Genomic DNA, 15,763 nt, shown 5'->3' on the forward strand with positions numbered 1-15,763 from the left:
CTAATCACCTCTTTTAGAAATCTGTACAGAGATTTTGACACCAGCTTCATCATTGTTTTCAATGCTAATCGAGAAATCCTCTTGATAGAAAAATTGTAACCGGGCATAGACATTATATAATCCAATGCTTTTGGTGGTTTGGTCATTATTACTCGAAAGGGTTCGCCTGATAGCAGTTAGCCGTTCTTCATCGATTCGTACTCCGTTGTCAATGAAATCCAGCCTATAGTAGTTCTCATCTTCCCAGCCTGACACGATAAATAAATTAAATTCTTTATTGATATTAAACCCATGGACAAAGAAATTTTCTGCCAAGGGCTGCATCCAGAACTTCACAGTAGGGAGAGCTAGAATAGAATCTTCAACATCCATTTGATAAAAAAAGTGCTCAGGATATTTAAACTCCATTATTTGGAGGTACTTCCGCAACAGTTCTAGTTCGCTACCAATTGAAATGATATTTTCTTTCTTAACAATTTCTCTATATAACGCTCCCAGCGTTGCAATCGCGTCTGCGGTAGGCTCATTCTGATGAACCAATGCAGTAGATCGAATGACTTCTAAGGTGTTATAAAGAAAATGAGGATTGATTTGATGTTGAAGCGCTTTCATTTCTGCTTCCTGCTGTTTTAGTTTAAGCAAGTATTCGTTCCGAATATATTTGTCTAATTGGTGTATCATATCGTCGACTTCGCGAGCAATCATACCATATTCATTCATACGATAACGTGCAGGCTTATTTGGGGTGAAGTCGGCAGTTTTCGCACGTTTGATTGACTGTATAATACGGTGTAGAAATCGTGAGTCATCACGAAGATTGTAGACTACGAGCAGCAGTACACAGATCATAGCGGTAAAGACGATCATAAAAATATTGAGCAAAACCGTGCTGTGCTGACGTATAAGTGCAGCCAAGTCTACTGTACTAACCAATTGATAATTGTATTTGGTGGATGAAAAGGTAACAAAGAAAATGGGAATATATCCTTTATTTAAGATAAAGCCGTGATTTTTATTATTCGCAACCGCTTGTTGGGTGATTTCATCAGTCATGGATTCATTGTTACCAATAATGAATATCTCCCCGGTAGAGTTAATTACAGCCGCATTACCGAGTTGATAATTATTTACGATACTGAATATTCGCTTGCTGCTGATCTGAAAGCGGATTTCCCCTGCTTCCGTAGCACTTTGATTTAGTTTTTTGTGAGAGACGAAGCCCTTCTGTATACTTTCATCGAAAATTTCGTTAGTATTTGGAACGCCAAACTGGAAGCTAGGAATACCAAAACTATTAAAATAAATAACATTTCCGTAATCCTTAGTATGAACGCTGATTTGGGTTATATCTCCCTGTGCCCAGCTGTATAGATAAGTTTTAGTATCCTCAGGAAAAGAGAGCAGTGCTTGTGATGAATAAGGGCTATTCTCCAATCTTTTAGTCAAATACCCTTCGACGGAAGAGCTCATAAAATAACGGACGTCATTCATCAGATCATGATTGGAATACAATCTTTGCATGTAAGCTTCAATCCGATCGGCATCATTCTGAAAGTTGTTCTCAATACGGGAAAAGGCATTCGCAGCTTCAATCCGCGCGTTACCGATCCATTGATTAACAAGTATAGCGCTGGTCATAGTACCCAGTGTTACCCCGATGGTTACAATAAAAATCAGGTAAGCCCAGAATTTATTGCGATATATCTTAATATGAAAAAAAGAACTCCTCCAAAACCTCATTTGTAATGCCCCCTAAGGTCAGACACATAATATAGAGGAATAAGTCTCTCGTTGCTGTGGTTGAGAGAGCATATAATTCACTGTAAATATATATGAAGCGTACCTTTAGTTCAAATAAATTTTTTAGAGGAGTAAAGGAAAACACATGGTATATCAGCGCTGATATACCATGTGCGTTCGATAAGGGTTACTTAAAGTAATTGTTGATTTGTTCTTGAGCCACTTGCATAATTTTGTCCATTCCGGCATTTTTCAGCTCAGACAGCAATTTAGGGATTACCTTCTCAGGATCAGAAGCGCCTGTGAGCAATTCATATCTATATTTATCATATACTGCTTGGCAGTTCGCAACCTCAGTCTGCAACTCGCCAATATCCAGTGCGAATCCCAATATGCTGGAAGATGCTGCTTGCTCGTTCAATTTTTTTACTTGTTCCCACTGGTCTAGAGGAGCTCCTTTCGTAACCGCAAGATTGAAGAAGGTGCCTTGGGAGTATGCTGCTAAAGGCCAGGTATCGCTGATACGCTCGATTGATTTCTCTCCGTCAATGCTCTTATAATCGACGCCTAATTCACCAAACGCAAGCATATTTCGTAATTTGGGATCTGTATTCACTAATTGCAAATATTTCATAGCTTCCACTTTGTATTTGGAATTTGCCGAGATTACATTCATCGAGCCTTGAATTGTACTAGTTGTATACAAAGGACCAAAAATTTGCGTCATGACGTATTTGTCAATCCCTGCGGTGATTTGCCAGCCAGCTTCTGCACCAGGGAAGGCTTGTGCGGAGAAGAACGCTCTGTATTTGTCGCCTTCAGTTTTAGTTGGTGCATCCGGGTTAACAATACCATCTTTATACCACTGATGCAGCAGCTTTAAGTTAGTCATCACTTCCGGTTGTTCAAACACGGACACGACTTTCCGGGAAGCATCCTCCACGTTAACTCCAATAGGATTGAACCCTAAAGTCATATCATCATAATTGTTTAAAATGCCTGGGAAGCCTTCGCCTTGGATCAACTGCAACGGGTAGAAGCTCTTGCCTTCACCAGCTTTCATATCATGGAAGGGTTTGTCTAAATCTTGCATCGTTTTAATGTTTTGGTAATCGATATTATATTTTTGTACAAGCTTGTCATCGAACACCCAATATTGAGTTAATGAAGAATCCTTATACGTCGGTACAGCGAAATATTTTCCACCAATTTTCACACCATCCCATACTTTGGTAGGGATAGACTTGTAAAGTTCAGGAGCTTCACTTTGTACCAGATCTGTAATGTCAGCGAACGCTCCCATAGCGACCTGTTTACTGTACTTTGTATTGTTGGTAAACATCATATCAAAGGGTTCACCCGTATTCACAATGGTGTTGATTTTTGTATCCCATTCGCCCCAGCTAGCCACCTTAATATCCACTTTGACACCGATTTTCTCAGCGGTGTATTCGTTCATCTGCTCAACTGCTTTACTAAAGTTCTCAGGAACCTGTCCGCCGATCAGCCACCATACCAATGTAGGGATTTCTTTGGTGGTTGGTGCATCAGTAGCCGTCGTACCACTCTCGCTTTCATTGGTTGCTGTGGATGCTGGCTTCGAATTCGAGTTCGAGTTGCCACATGCAGCAAGCAGGGACAGCATTAATGCGAGAATACATAATGTTGAGGCGAACTTGAGGGTGTTCTTCACTTTAACTCCTCCTAGTGTTGAATGATGAAATGTACCGTAGTAAAAGTACGGTTATCTATCATAAACCAAGCTGGGCTTGGCTTATTTCGGAACTAGCCTTTCACTGCGCCAATGGTAAGGCCGGTAATAAAGTATCTCTGGAAGAAGGGATATGCGCAGGCAACAGGCAACACGATGAGAATAGCAACTGCCATGCGGGCAGATTCCTTGGGCATTGTTGCGACAAGCTCAGCGAAGCTGATCCCCATACTTATGGAGTTTCTGGCGAGCGCATCAGCATTGGACATCAAGCTGTTAAGCAGCGCTTGGAGCGAATACAGATTCTGATTATCGATATATAGCATCGATTGAAACCAGTCGTTCCAGTAACCGAAGCAAAGGAACAGTCCAATCGTAGCTAGTACAGGCAATGAGATGGGGAGGATGATTGAGAAGAAGGTGCGAAACTGACTAGCCCCGTCAATTTCAGCAGATTCGGTTAAGCCATCAGGGATTGTGCTCCTAAAAAAGGTTTTACAAATAATAACGTTAAACGATGATACTGCGAGCGGCAGAATGAGTGCCCAAACACTATTTTTGAGTCCCAAGAAGTTTGTGTTGATAAAATAACTGGATACAAGACCACCGTTAAATACCATCGGGATAAATACAACCCAGGTGAGGAAGTTCTTCAGCTTGTAACCAGGACGTGAAATGACGTATCCCATCGTTGTGGTGAGCAGCACGCCAAGTACAGTACCTACGACTGTTACAAGCAGGGATACACCTAGCGCACGCAGAATCATCGTTCCCTGTTTGGCGATATAAGCGTATGCGTCTGCGGAAAGTGCGGTTGGAAGAATGCTGTATCCCGTTTCACGAATATAGGACTCATCGGTAAGCGAGATGGATAACACGACGATCACAGGCACAACGCAGGCAATTGCCATCAGAATAAAAATTAGGGTAAACACAGCATTTATACCGTTACTTGTACGGTTGAATTTCTCCAAGCCAGATTGATAGGTTCTCTTTGCCATTGTCTCACCTCCTAAATCATTGCACTGTCGGAATCAATTTTTTTCACGATCCAGTTGGCACTCAGAATTGTAATACAGCCCAGCATGGATTGGACAAAAGCGGCAGCGGATGCCATTCCTACAGTGGCGGTTTTTAACTGTTTATAAACTAGGACATCAACTGTTGTGGCCACATTGTAGAGGGAGTTGGAGTCGCGCGTGACCTGATAGAATAGTCCGAAATCCGTGTAGAAAATACGACCTACCGACAGGATGAACATCATTACAATGACCAGCTTTAGCATGGGTAAGGTAATGAAGCGTGTCTGCTGCCAGATGGATGCTCCATCAATAACTGCAGCCTCATAATAGGTGCTGTCGATTCCTGTAATGGTTGCGAGATAAATAATCATGCCGTAACCAATGCTCTTCCAGATGTTTAAAAAGATAAGAATGTAGGGCCAATATTGCGGTTCCATATACCAATTCACAGCATCATGTCCAAGGCTGGCAAGAAATTGATTGAGGATGCCTTTATCAAAGCTGAAGAAGGCCCAACCTACAGCAGAGACGACTACCCATGACAGAAAGTAGGGCAGAAACATCATGGTCTGATAAACCTTGCTTGCTTTGCGGCTATGCAGCAGGCTGATCATAATGGCGAACATTACTGGTAACACGATGCCAAGAATAATGAAGATGATGTTATACCCTATCGTGTTGCGAAGAATGATCCAGGCATCATTGGATTTGAATAAGAATTCAAAGTTTTTGAAGCCGACCCAAGAACTATTTAGTACGTTGCTAATAAAGTTGCCGCTTATTTTAAAATTTTTAAAAGCGATAACCATACCGAACATCGGTAAGAAAGAAAATAAGATATACCAGATCAATGTCGGCAAGGCGAGCAGGGTTAACTCGGAATCTTGCTTTCGCCAGTGTATGCGCTTTCTAGATTTGTTCCGTTCAAGTTTAGTGCTCATATCATCCACTCCTTCATGTGTTTCATACATGCTGCCTTTGTAACCGCTTTCCCTAAATTAATTTTATAGAAGTACGATGAGAGGCTTCCAGTTAAGAAACATGATACTTCAGTCAACAAACGTTAGATTCAGGATGAATTTCCTTTAAAAACGCAAAAAAAACATGTGCTATGGAGATTTATACACATTGCCTCTTTGAGCAGCTTTGGCATTGTAATGCAACGGAATTATGGGCGAAAAGCGCAAGAATGACACTCTTCTAGAACATCAACATAGCGGTGAAACGTAAATCATCCCGCAGTACAACACGAAATTCTTGATAAGCGAAAATGACATATTTACGATTTGAGCGATTCTATATAGTGTAAATGTAAGCGCTAGCATTAATGCGATTGATAACAATTCGATAGATAATGATGCTCACTCGATGATCAGAATGTTCTCATCATTACCTATAAGGAGGGGATGTCGCGATGCATGAAACAGGAAGCGTACATATGCGAACTGTGAATTCAGCACCGAAAGAAAAGCGTAAGGGCAGAAACGAGACATGGAAGAAGATTTGTCAGAATTGGGAGCTTTACATTTTTATCGCACCCGCATTCTTTTACTTCCTCATTTTCAGCTATGGACCGATGTATGGGATTCAGATTGCTTTTAAGAACTACATTCCGTCAAAAGGCTATTTTGGCAGTGAATGGGTAGGCTTTGATCATTTCATTCGATTTTTTAACTCGTACTATTTCTGGGATTTGCTGTGGAACACGCTCAGTATTAGCTTGTATGAATTAGCCATTGGATTCCCAATCCCAATTATTCTGGCGCTTGCGTTTAACGAAGTGAAGGATGGCTTCTTCAAGCGACTTGTTCAGACCGTTACGTATGCACCTCATTTCATTTCTGTCGTTGTTATGGCGGGGATGATTATTACCTTCTTGTCTCCATCGAACGGTATGATTATTCATGCCATTGAAGGTTTAGGCTTTAGTGCACCGCAGTTTCTGACAAGTCCTGGTTGGTTTAAGACGATGTATGTATTCTCAGGCGTGTGGCAGAGTGCGGGTTGGGGGACGATTATTTATTTGGCGGCTCTCTCGGGTGTAGACCCAGGCTTGCATGAAGCGGCAATCATTGACGGGGCCACTCGCTTTCAACGTGTTCGCCACATCAATATACCAGCGCTTATACCGACCATGACCATTCTATTAATTTTGAATATGGGTGGCTTGTTAAGTGTAGGTTTTGAGAAAATATTACTTCTGCAAAATTCGTTAAATATGTCAAGCTCTGATGTGATTTCAACCTTTGTCTATCGATCTGGTCTTGTCGATGCGCAATATAGCTTCTCAACAGCTGTTGGTTTATTTAACTCCATTGTCAATTGCATCCTGCTCATTACGGTGAATCAGATTGTCCGCCGTACGAGCGAGAACAGTCTATGGTAGAAGGAGGTTGGAATTTATGGTATCAGGTATAAAGCTATCTAAGCGAGACCGAATATTCCTAATTTGCATCTATACGTATGTGGCAATTGCATTGCTGTTAGTCGCATATCCCATCTTATATATTATTAGCGCATCCATCAGTGATCCGAAGATGGTTGCTTCCGGTGAAATGTGGCTCTTTCCAAAAGGAATTACCTTTAAGGGGTATGAGATTGTATTTCAGAACTCGAAGATTTGGACGGGGTATGGAAATACGATTTTGTATACATTGATAGGCACAACGATTAACTTGGTCGTTACGATGCCAGCGGCATATGCACTCAGTCGTAAGGACTTTGTAGGCCGTGGGTTTTTCATGGGGATGTTCATGGTAACGATGTTCATTGGAGGCGGTCTCGTCCCTACATACATGTTGGTAAAGGGGCTAGGCATGGTCAACACGATGTGGGCACTGGTAATTCCTGGCGCAGCGTCAATCTGGAATATTATCGTCTCTCGTACCTTCTTCGCGAACTCCATTCCAGCTGAGCTTCAAGATGCGGCTCAAATCGATGGCGCGACGAATATTCGATTATTCCTGCGGATTGTTCTCCCGTTATCGATGCCAATTATCGCAGTGATGGCCTTATTCTACGGGGTAGGGCATTGGAACAGCTATTTCGGCGCCATGATCTACCTGAATGATGATGCGAAATATCCGTTGCAGCTTGTGCTTCGTCAGATTCTCGTTCTTCAGGAAATGCAATCTCAAGTAGGTGGCATTATCGATGCGACAGCTGCAGCAGCCCAGAACAACAAGGCGGAAATTGCTTCACTTGTGAAGTATGGGGTCATTATCGTATCTACACTTCCGATTATTGCTGTCTATCCATTCTTGCAACGTTATTTCGTGCAAGGTGTCATGATTGGCTCTGTTAAGGGTTGATCTTAAGATACAAGTAAAAAAGGGGAGGTTTTTGTATGATGAATTATCGTAAAACTGGACTCATGTTGTTATGTCTTTCCATGTCAATTTCTATTTTTACTGCATGTGGATCGAGTAGCGATAAGGGGACGGCAAGCACAGAAAGCTCAGACACAGCCGCAGAGGTTCATAAGACGGGCTTTCCTATCGTGGATAATCCGATTGAGCTGTCTATTATGGCACCGGATGTAGGGCGTCAGGATTGGAACAAGATGCCTGTTATTCAGGAATACGAGAAGATGACGAATATTAAGTTAAAGATTCAAAACGCCCCACAAGACAGCTTTGAGACGAAAAAGAATTTGGTATTTGCAAGCGGTACACTTCCCGATATTTTCTATGCGGCGGATCTAAAAGGATCGGATCAAGTTACCTACGGAAGTCAAGGATTGTTGCTTCCTTTAGAAAAATACATTGATGAGGGCTACGCACCTAATTTAAAAAAAATTCTCGATGCAAATCCGGATATTCGCAAATCAATGACAACACCAGATGGACATATCTATGCACTACGCAATATTCAGCCATCTGCGGTGTGGTATCGTGGACCGATGTGGTATAACGGGAAGTTCTTGAAGAAGTTCGGCATGGAAAACAAATTACCGCAGACAACAGAAGAGCTATACAACTATTTGAAGAAGGTTAAAGAGGAAGATGCGAACGGAAACGGTAAAGACGATGAGGTTCCTCTATCCTCTGTGAAATTAGATGATTTACGGATGTTCTTCCTCGGATTCTGGGGGATGTATAACGAGGATATCTACGTAGATAAGGAGAACAAAGTACACTTTCCACAAGCTGAACCAGCCTACAAAGAATATTTAACCTTCTTGAATCGCTTATGGAACGAGAATTTGCTGGATCATGAAACATTCTCTCAAACCGATGAGCAGAAGAAAGCAAAAGGGAAAAACAATCAAGTGGCCTTATTCTCCGATTATTTCCCATACTTCACGCTTGGTGGTGAACCGAGTGAAGATAACCCGATGATGCAGCCTGTATCTAGTGATATTGCTGGAACACCTGTATACGGCAAGCATCCTGGTATTAACACCATTGGCGGTTTCGCGATTTCAAACACGAACCCGAACCCGGAGGCAAGTATGCGCTGGATTGATTACCAATTTAGCGAAGAAGGGTATTCCTTCTGGGCGTATGGACCAGAAGGTACGTTATTTAAATACAAAGATAAAGCAACAGGCGAGAAAGAATGGCTGCCAGTTCCAGATGGTACGGATCGTGAAGAATACCGCGGTACAATCACGCCAAACTACGGGATTAATACACCAGGTTCCTATGAGAACAGCTATGTTTTAGGTCTTCGTACTAGCTTTGATGACTGGATTGACAAAGAAACAGCTACAAAGCTTACGCCTATTGCAAAGGCTCCCTTCCCATCGGTATTCCTGACGGTAGACCAACAGACGGAAATCAAAACACTCCGTTCCGATTTGGATAAATACGTGAAGGAAATGGAAGCGAAATTCGTTACAGGTGCAGAGCCATTATCCAATTGGGACAAATATATCGCTCAAATGAAAAAAATGGGGTATGAGAAGCTCGAATCAACGTATCAACAAGCATACGATACTTGGGCTGCTAGCAAATAATTTGTGAAGCTTATACATTCTCATATGCTGAAAAACTTCCCGGTCATGCTAGGCATGACCGGGAAGTTATGATAAACCCTAGGCGAGGAAGGATTATACGGTATCGTTAGGCTCAGTATTGGGATGATTATTATTCATCTGTCGATATTGGCCCGGGGTATAACCGGTTTCCTTTTTGAATTTTCGAATAAAGTTTGGTGTGTCGAGGTAGCCGACGCGCTGGATAATATCTTTTAACGGATCACTTGTTATTACGAGCTGTTCCTTGACCTTATCTAATCGTTTTTGCCAAATATATTGGACGAAGTTGATGCCGACCTTATCCTTGAATGAACGACTGAGATGAGAAGGTGAAATCGTAAACGCAGCAGAAACAGATTCAAGGCTAAGTGAATGATCATCATAGTGCTGGTCGATAAAAGCAACGATATGATCCATGAGTGAATGTTCTTCTTTTTTATGCGTCTGCTCTACCTGTGTACAAATCTGAGTGGCTAAACGGTAGAAATTCTGCTCTATAAGATGGACGGGACCATTCATGAAGTGGGGAGAAGCAGACTGCATCATGTTATCCATCTTTAGCTCAGCTGCAGTTTTGAGCATGGTATTCAACAGGTCGAACAGTACGCATCGCATCAGCAGGGTAGATCGTTGTTTATTATCAAGCCCATGGATGGCTGTGTGAATAATTTGTTTGGCGACTTCGTAGTTGCCCTGCTTCAAGCTTTGTGCAAGCTTTAATAGCTCGTTACTAGGGAGTAACACCGTTTGATCATGGGCACTGGATAGCTTTTCAAAATACACGGTGGTTCCAAGCTCGGTTGATTTACGTAATTCGAAGGCGGAGCAAGCCTCAACAAAGGATTGATTAAGCTGCTGAGGGCTCTCATAACATTTGCCTACACCGATCATCGGGTGGATATCCATTATGCCTAACGTATAATCACGGATCGCATCGACGATCTGAACGATTTGTGTTGCGAGTGCCTCATCATCTTCGAGCTGTAAGCTCACAATGAGTGCGAGCTGATCCAATTGTGGGAGCTCTACACCGTATACTTGTGCAGCAAGCGCTGGAAATTTAATATACGCAAGCTTGCGATGTACTTCTTGTCGCGCCTGAAGATGCTGCTGTTCTAAGTCATCCCAGCCCATCATCATGACAAAATGATGACTTTGGTCGAAGTGCAGATGAAAGGTATCGAATATTCCATGCGTCATCATTTGTGCATGTCCATGCTTTAATAGCATGGAGAGAACATGGTTGCGTGCATAGGGCTCTTGGAGATCAACCTTGGAGCTATACTGCTGTAATGTTGTTCGTATATACTCGAGCTCATTTCCGGAGGCCGGTGTATCTGTTTTTTTGTTCGTGAAGCGAACGAGCTCAGCAATCGGAAGATATTGCATCCGAGCGAATAATAGAGCGATGGCCGTTCCTACAATGGCGATCACAATGAATAAAATAATGATGAAGCTCCGAACATTAAGTACGCTACTGAAAAATTGATTACTCGCCATTAAAGTCACATATGACCAGCCATTAACATCCGATGTGACGGAAATAACCGAATGATCTTCATTGTTTATCGATAGATTATGTATGCCGGGTGGAAGCTCTGATAACCGTTGGATATCCTGTTGGCGAGCTGTATCTCCATGGCCACTATAGGATAAAACACGTCCATGATTATCAAAAATATACGTTAATCCTCGATAGTTACCGAGAACGGAATCGATCAGATATGCCAACTCTTTCTCTTTAATGAGGTACATGACAGAAGCATATGGATCTGAGGTGTTGGGAATGATCGGCAGGATATAGGTTAATACAGATTTCTCGAGTGGTGAATTTTGATTCAGCATGTTCGTAAGTCGAATGGATGGAAATTTGGACGTGTTTAAAGCAGTCACAAGTTCATCATTCATCCAGCTTCCAAACTGATAGGAGCTACGAAATACATCCAGGCTATACATGCCATGGTTGGAATAAATATTAGGGTCATGATGATAGTACAGAAATATATCCTCCACAATGGAATTGGAAGATTTGTAGCTATCTAGTGCCGCTATCGCGTCACGACTTTCATAAGGATCCAGTATGCGATAATGAGCGAGACGAGCGTCGTATGACATCCGTGACGCCATATCTCTTAAATCATTCATGCGTCCATCCACCACCGTTTTAATTTGGGTGAGCTGATTAAAGTGAGCATTTTCAATCTCTTTTTGTAAATTATCGGTAGCATTTCGGTAAATGAAAACGATTACAAATATAAGCGGAATAAGAAGGATAAGTAGATACGAACCGGTGAATTTCAGAAACAATTTCGATTTGAAATAGTTATAGTTCAAAGTGTTTTCCCCCTTTTTATGGCGTATACATGGAGATGTTCCTATCAAGCTATGAATACAGCAGGTATAGATCGGCGCTTGAATCCTTATTTATATTCAATAATAGGATGTTTATAGCGGATATTTATTTTTATGTCAAATGTTTTTTTGAAAATATATCATACTAAATCAATAGAATCGCAGCCTCAGAAGAGCTGCATGGAGGTCGTGTAAATGAATGACGCTAATGTTGTCGAGGAGCAAATTGTTGTTGAAGGAGTTCATAATTACAGCACAGAGGAGGATTACGTTAAGCCGGAGGATTCGCAGCTATTAGATCAGCTGGAATGGTTCAAGGATCAGAAGCTGGGCTTGATGATGCACTGGGGACCTTATTCGCAGCTTGGACTTGTTGAATCGTGGGCGCTTAGTGATAAAGATGGAGATTGGTCACGGGACGATATTGATTGGGGGGTTGATTCGACGGAGCTGAAGCGGCAATACTTCGGGCTGAATAAAACATTTAATCCGCTTCGTTTTGAGCCTGAGAAGTGGGCAGAGGTTGCGGCAGAAGGTGGCTTTAAATATTTGAACTTCACAACAAAGCATCACGATGGCTTCTGTATGTGGGACACGAAGACAACAGACTATCGTATCACGGGTAAGGATTGTCCTTTCCATGCACATAAGTACGCGGATATCTGTAAGAACGTATTTGATGCATTTCGGGCCAAGGGACTTGGGATCTCCGCCTATTTCTCCAAAGCGGATTGGCACACACCAACATACTGGGCTCCAGGTATGGGGACGGGGACGTTCATGAATCGAGGTCCTTCGTATCCAACACAAGATTATCCGTGGCTATGGGAGCAATTCGTACAATACACACATGATCAGATCATGGAATTGATGACGAAATATGGTCGGATTGAAATGCTCTGGTTGGATGCGGGGTGGGTATGCCCACAGAATAAAAATAATCCACAGGATATTCGGCTGGGTGAAGTGGTGGAAAAAGCACGTCAGCATCAGCCATGGCTGTTAAGTGCAGACCGCACCGTTGGCGGACCATATGAGAATGTCGTTACGCCAGAGCAAACATTGCCTGAGCATCCAATGCATATCCCGTGGGAGAGCTGTATTACGATGGGGACTGCGTTCTCTTATCGGTATGAGGATCATTACAAGACGACACGTCAATTAATTCATTTGCTCGTTGCAGTTGTAGCCAAAGGTGGTAACCTGGCACTTAATGTCGCACCACAACCAGACGGCCGCTTGTCAAGAGCAGCGATGGATCGGATGAAAGGAATGGGCAGTTGGCTCAAAGTCCATGGTGAGGCGATTTATGGAACACGCATATGTGCGCCATACTCCGTTGGAAATACACATTTCACAAAAAAAGGCGATGTCATCTATGCTATCCATCTGTACTCAAAAGAGCAGGAACTTGTGATCAGTGAGATTTATATTCCACTCGTGCAGGCTTTGACGCAAATAGATCTTGTTGGCGGACAAGAAAATCTAACATTCGAACGAACAACAACGGGATTGATCGTTCATTTACCAGAGAGCGAGCTTACGGGAATTGCCCCAATTGCACATGTATTTCGCATAAAATAACGAGTTGAACTATGGGAGGAAGAGCAGATGCAACAATGGTTTATGGACGCAAAGCTAGGAATTTTCATTCACTATGGGATTTATGCGGTACAAGGCGTTGCAGAATCATGGTCTTTCTATAACGGGAGAATGTCTTATGAGGACTATATGAAGCAATTGAATGGTTTTACAGCCTCTAATTTTGATGCGAAGTATTGGGCAGAGCTGATTGCGAAGTCAGGAGCCAAGTATTCTGTTCTAACGACGAAGCATCATGACGGGATAGCATTATTTGATACGAAGTTCAGTGATTTGAGCGTTATGAAGGCGACACCTGCCAAGAGAGATATTATTAAGGAGTGGTCTGAGGCGATTCGAGATCAGGGTCTTCGCGTAGGGATGTATTACTCCCTCATTGACTGGTCTCATCCTGATTATCCTTCAGTCTATGAGAATGGTGTCGTACCAGATGATTTGAGACATGTAAATCGTTATTCAAGTCCGATGGATGGTGTCCAAGATCCAGAGCGATGGGAGAGATTTTTGGCATTTAACCGCAATCAACTAGGAGAAGTGTTAACAGATTATGGTCAGGTTGATCTGTTATGGTTCGATGGAGATTGGGAACGAAGCGCAGAGCAGTGGGGATTGCCAGCATTTAAAGATTATTTAAAATCATTTAATCCTGACCTTATTATAAACTCACGCTTGCAAGGGTATGGGGATTATAAGACTCCCGAGCAAGGTCTTCCCATTACGCGTCCGGAAGGGCCGTGGGAATTCTGCACGACGATAAATACGTCCTGGGGTTATGTGCATACAGACCACAATTATAAATCATTAAATCAAATGATCCGAATGTTCTGTGACTGTATCAGCATGGGCGGGAATATGCTCTTAGATATTGGGCCCATGGAGGATGGAACGATTGATCCTAGGCAGGAAGCGATCTTGCTCGGATTAGGTGATTGGATACGTACACATGAAGAAGCCATCTTTGGAACACAAGAGGGTATTATGACACGCTACTACCTGGGTGGCAGTACATTGTCTCCAGATAAGAAGAACTTGTACCTCTTCGTTTATGATACGCCGAAGGAGAACATTTGCCTCAAAGGGCTGTGTAATCCAATTAGAAAGATTACGGTGCTTCACTCAGGCAAGGAGCTCACCCATGAAATTCACGGTGGTGTGCCATGGTTTCATATACCAGGTACAACTTGGATTCAGATAACACCTGAAGATATGCATGAACAAGTGACAGTACTAAAATTGGAATTCGATGAAGAAATTGAGATGTACGGCGGTTCAGGCGCAGTTGTAACGCACAACTAAAGTACATTAACGGATAAAGGAGCATTCGTATGGTAAATCGAAGTGGAGTACCAGAGCCACACATTGTTTCATACGCCCCCAAACATTATCTGTGCAGACGAGCGACGGAGTCGCTTGTCTTGGATGGGAAGCTAGATAAGCCCTTTTGGCAGCATGCAGCATGGACAGAAAAGTTTGTTGATATTGAAGGGGATTTGCGTCCGATGCCAGGAAAGGATACGAGGGTAAAGATGCTATGGGATGATGAGTATTTTTACTTTGGTGCAGAGCTGATGGAAGATCAGATCTGGGGAACGCTGACAGAACGTGATTCCGTTATTTTTTACGATAATGATTTTGAGATTTTTATAGATCCAACAGGAGATTCCCATCAATATTACGAGTTTGAGATTAACGCCTTGAACACGGTATGGGACTTACTCCTTGTGAAACCTTATCGTGACGGCGGTCCTCCAATTAACGGTTGGGATATCCAAGGCTTGAAGACGGCTGTTCATATCGAAGGTGAGTTAAATAACCCGCACGCTGACAATCGGAAATGGACGGTTGAAGTTGCAATACCATGGAATAGTTTAAAAGAATGTGCCACGGATCGACGATCACCTTACGCTGGGGAATTTTGGCGTGTTAATTTTTCACGTGTTGAATGGCGGACTGAGGTTGTCGATGGCAAGTATCGTAAGCTTCTTAACCCCGACACAGGGAAACCTTATCCTGAGGATAATTGGGTGTGGTCACCACAAGGAATCATTAATATGCATTATCCAGAACTGTGGGGCTATGTTGTATTCGTGAATGAAGCGGGTCCATATCACTTCGACATCCCTCGGGATGAACATATCAAATGGGAATTACGGAAGCTCTATTATCGTGAGCGGAACTATTATGAAACACACGGCATGTTCACAGCCCATTTTAATGCATTGTGTAAAGAAGATACATGGACCATAGAACCAAACATTGAAACGACGACTAAAACTTTTATTATATCTGCACCAACATCAGATGAGACTTCCCGTCTTTACATTCGCGAGGATGGGTTTCTCTGGAAGGAGTGAT

Annotated in this window: 11 protein-coding genes; 6 read left to right on the forward strand and 5 right to left on the reverse strand. The window is 42.6% G+C overall.

The features are described 5' to 3' along the window. From NST74_RS08775 to NST74_RS08790, 4 genes are all read right to left on the reverse strand, one after another. Entirely contained in the window at window positions 1-1,740 is a 1,740-nt protein-coding gene (locus NST74_RS08775) for a sensor histidine kinase (RefSeq protein WP_341111553.1), read from the reverse strand. A 187-nt stretch (window positions 1,741-1,927) separates the two neighbouring features. Beyond that, complete coding sequence (locus NST74_RS08780) at window positions 1,928-3,433, reverse strand: ABC transporter substrate-binding protein (RefSeq protein WP_042125767.1); 1,506 nt, start codon at window positions 3,431-3,433, stop codon at window positions 1,928-1,930. Window positions 3,434-3,525: 92 nt separating this feature from the next. Beyond that, window positions 3,526-4,452 (reverse strand): carbohydrate ABC transporter permease, encoded by a 927-nt coding sequence (locus NST74_RS08785; protein WP_341111556.1) that lies wholly within the window; start codon window positions 4,450-4,452, stop codon window positions 3,526-3,528. A gap of 11 nt (window positions 4,453-4,463) precedes the next feature. Beyond that, window positions 4,464-5,414, reverse strand: coding sequence for an ABC transporter permease (locus NST74_RS08790; RefSeq protein WP_339289992.1), 951 nt, complete (start codon window positions 5,412-5,414; stop codon window positions 4,464-4,466). Window positions 5,415-5,911: 497 nt separating this feature from the next. Here NST74_RS08790 and NST74_RS08795 point away from each other — a divergent pair, with 497 nt between their 5' ends. Genes NST74_RS08795 through NST74_RS08805 form a run of 3 tightly spaced genes read left to right on the forward strand, consistent with a single transcriptional unit; the run spans window position 5,912 to window position 9,433 of the window. After that, window positions 5,912-6,859 (forward strand): ABC transporter permease, encoded by a 948-nt coding sequence (locus NST74_RS08795; protein WP_339291294.1) that lies wholly within the window; start codon window positions 5,912-5,914, stop codon window positions 6,857-6,859. A gap of 16 nt (window positions 6,860-6,875) precedes the next feature. After that, window positions 6,876-7,784, forward strand: coding sequence for a carbohydrate ABC transporter permease (locus NST74_RS08800; protein WP_042125774.1), 909 nt, complete (start codon window positions 6,876-6,878; stop codon window positions 7,782-7,784). A gap of 35 nt (window positions 7,785-7,819) precedes the next feature. Next, entirely contained in the window at window positions 7,820-9,433 is a 1,614-nt protein-coding gene (locus NST74_RS08805) for an extracellular solute-binding protein (protein ID WP_341111558.1), read from the forward strand. 93 nt (window positions 9,434-9,526) lie between these two features. Here the strand turns inward: NST74_RS08805 and NST74_RS08810 are convergent, their stop codons facing one another. Then, window positions 9,527-11,788: a helix-turn-helix domain-containing protein gene (locus tag NST74_RS08810; protein WP_341111559.1), complete on the reverse strand. Its 2,262-nt coding sequence runs from the start codon at window positions 11,786-11,788 to the stop codon at window positions 9,527-9,529. A 213-nt stretch (window positions 11,789-12,001) separates the two neighbouring features. Here NST74_RS08810 and NST74_RS08815 point away from each other — a divergent pair, with 213 nt between their 5' ends. Genes NST74_RS08815 through NST74_RS08825 form a run of 3 tightly spaced genes read left to right on the forward strand, consistent with a single transcriptional unit; the run spans window position 12,002 to window position 15,762 of the window. Beyond that, window positions 12,002-13,390: an alpha-L-fucosidase gene (locus tag NST74_RS08815; RefSeq protein ID WP_341111562.1), complete on the forward strand. Its 1,389-nt coding sequence runs from the start codon at window positions 12,002-12,004 to the stop codon at window positions 13,388-13,390. A 27-nt stretch (window positions 13,391-13,417) separates the two neighbouring features. Next, complete coding sequence (locus NST74_RS08820; protein WP_341111563.1) at window positions 13,418-14,704, forward strand: alpha-L-fucosidase; 1,287 nt, start codon at window positions 13,418-13,420, stop codon at window positions 14,702-14,704. A gap of 29 nt (window positions 14,705-14,733) precedes the next feature. Further along, on the forward strand, window positions 14,734-15,762 hold the full coding sequence (locus NST74_RS08825) for a carbohydrate-binding family 9-like protein (protein ID WP_341111566.1): 1,029 nt from the start codon (window positions 14,734-14,736) through the stop codon (window positions 15,760-15,762). Window position 15,763 lies beyond the last annotated feature (1 nt).

It is taken from the genome of Paenibacillus sp. FSL F4-0125, assembly GCF_038008565.1.
Taxonomy (GTDB): Bacteria; Bacillota; Bacilli; order Paenibacillales; family Paenibacillaceae; genus Paenibacillus_AQ.

Excerpts from the sequence above, each read along its gene's own strand:
- NST74_RS08795 (WP_339291294.1), top strand. The coding sequence starts at position 5,912 with ATGCGAACTGTGAATTCAGCACCGAAAGAAAAGCGTAAGGGCAGAAAC.
- NST74_RS08825 (WP_341111566.1), top strand. The coding sequence starts at position 14,734 with ATGGTAAATCGAAGTGGAGTACCAGAGCCACACATTGTTTCATACGCC.
- NST74_RS08805 (WP_341111558.1), top strand. The coding sequence starts at position 7,820 with ATGATGAATTATCGTAAAACTGGACTCATGTTGTTATGTCTTTCCATG.
- NST74_RS08775 (WP_341111553.1), bottom strand. The coding sequence starts at position 1,740 with ATGAGGTTTTGGAGGAGTTCTTTTTTTCATATTAAGATATATCGCAAT.
- NST74_RS08815 (WP_341111562.1), top strand. The coding sequence starts at position 12,002 with ATGAATGACGCTAATGTTGTCGAGGAGCAAATTGTTGTTGAAGGAGTT.
- NST74_RS08820 (WP_341111563.1), top strand. The coding sequence starts at position 13,418 with ATGCAACAATGGTTTATGGACGCAAAGCTAGGAATTTTCATTCACTAT.
- NST74_RS08790 (WP_339289992.1), bottom strand. The coding sequence starts at position 5,414 with ATGAGCACTAAACTTGAACGGAACAAATCTAGAAAGCGCATACACTGG.
- NST74_RS08785 (WP_341111556.1), bottom strand. The coding sequence starts at position 4,452 with ATGGCAAAGAGAACCTATCAATCTGGCTTGGAGAAATTCAACCGTACA.
- NST74_RS08800 (WP_042125774.1), top strand. The coding sequence starts at position 6,876 with ATGGTATCAGGTATAAAGCTATCTAAGCGAGACCGAATATTCCTAATT.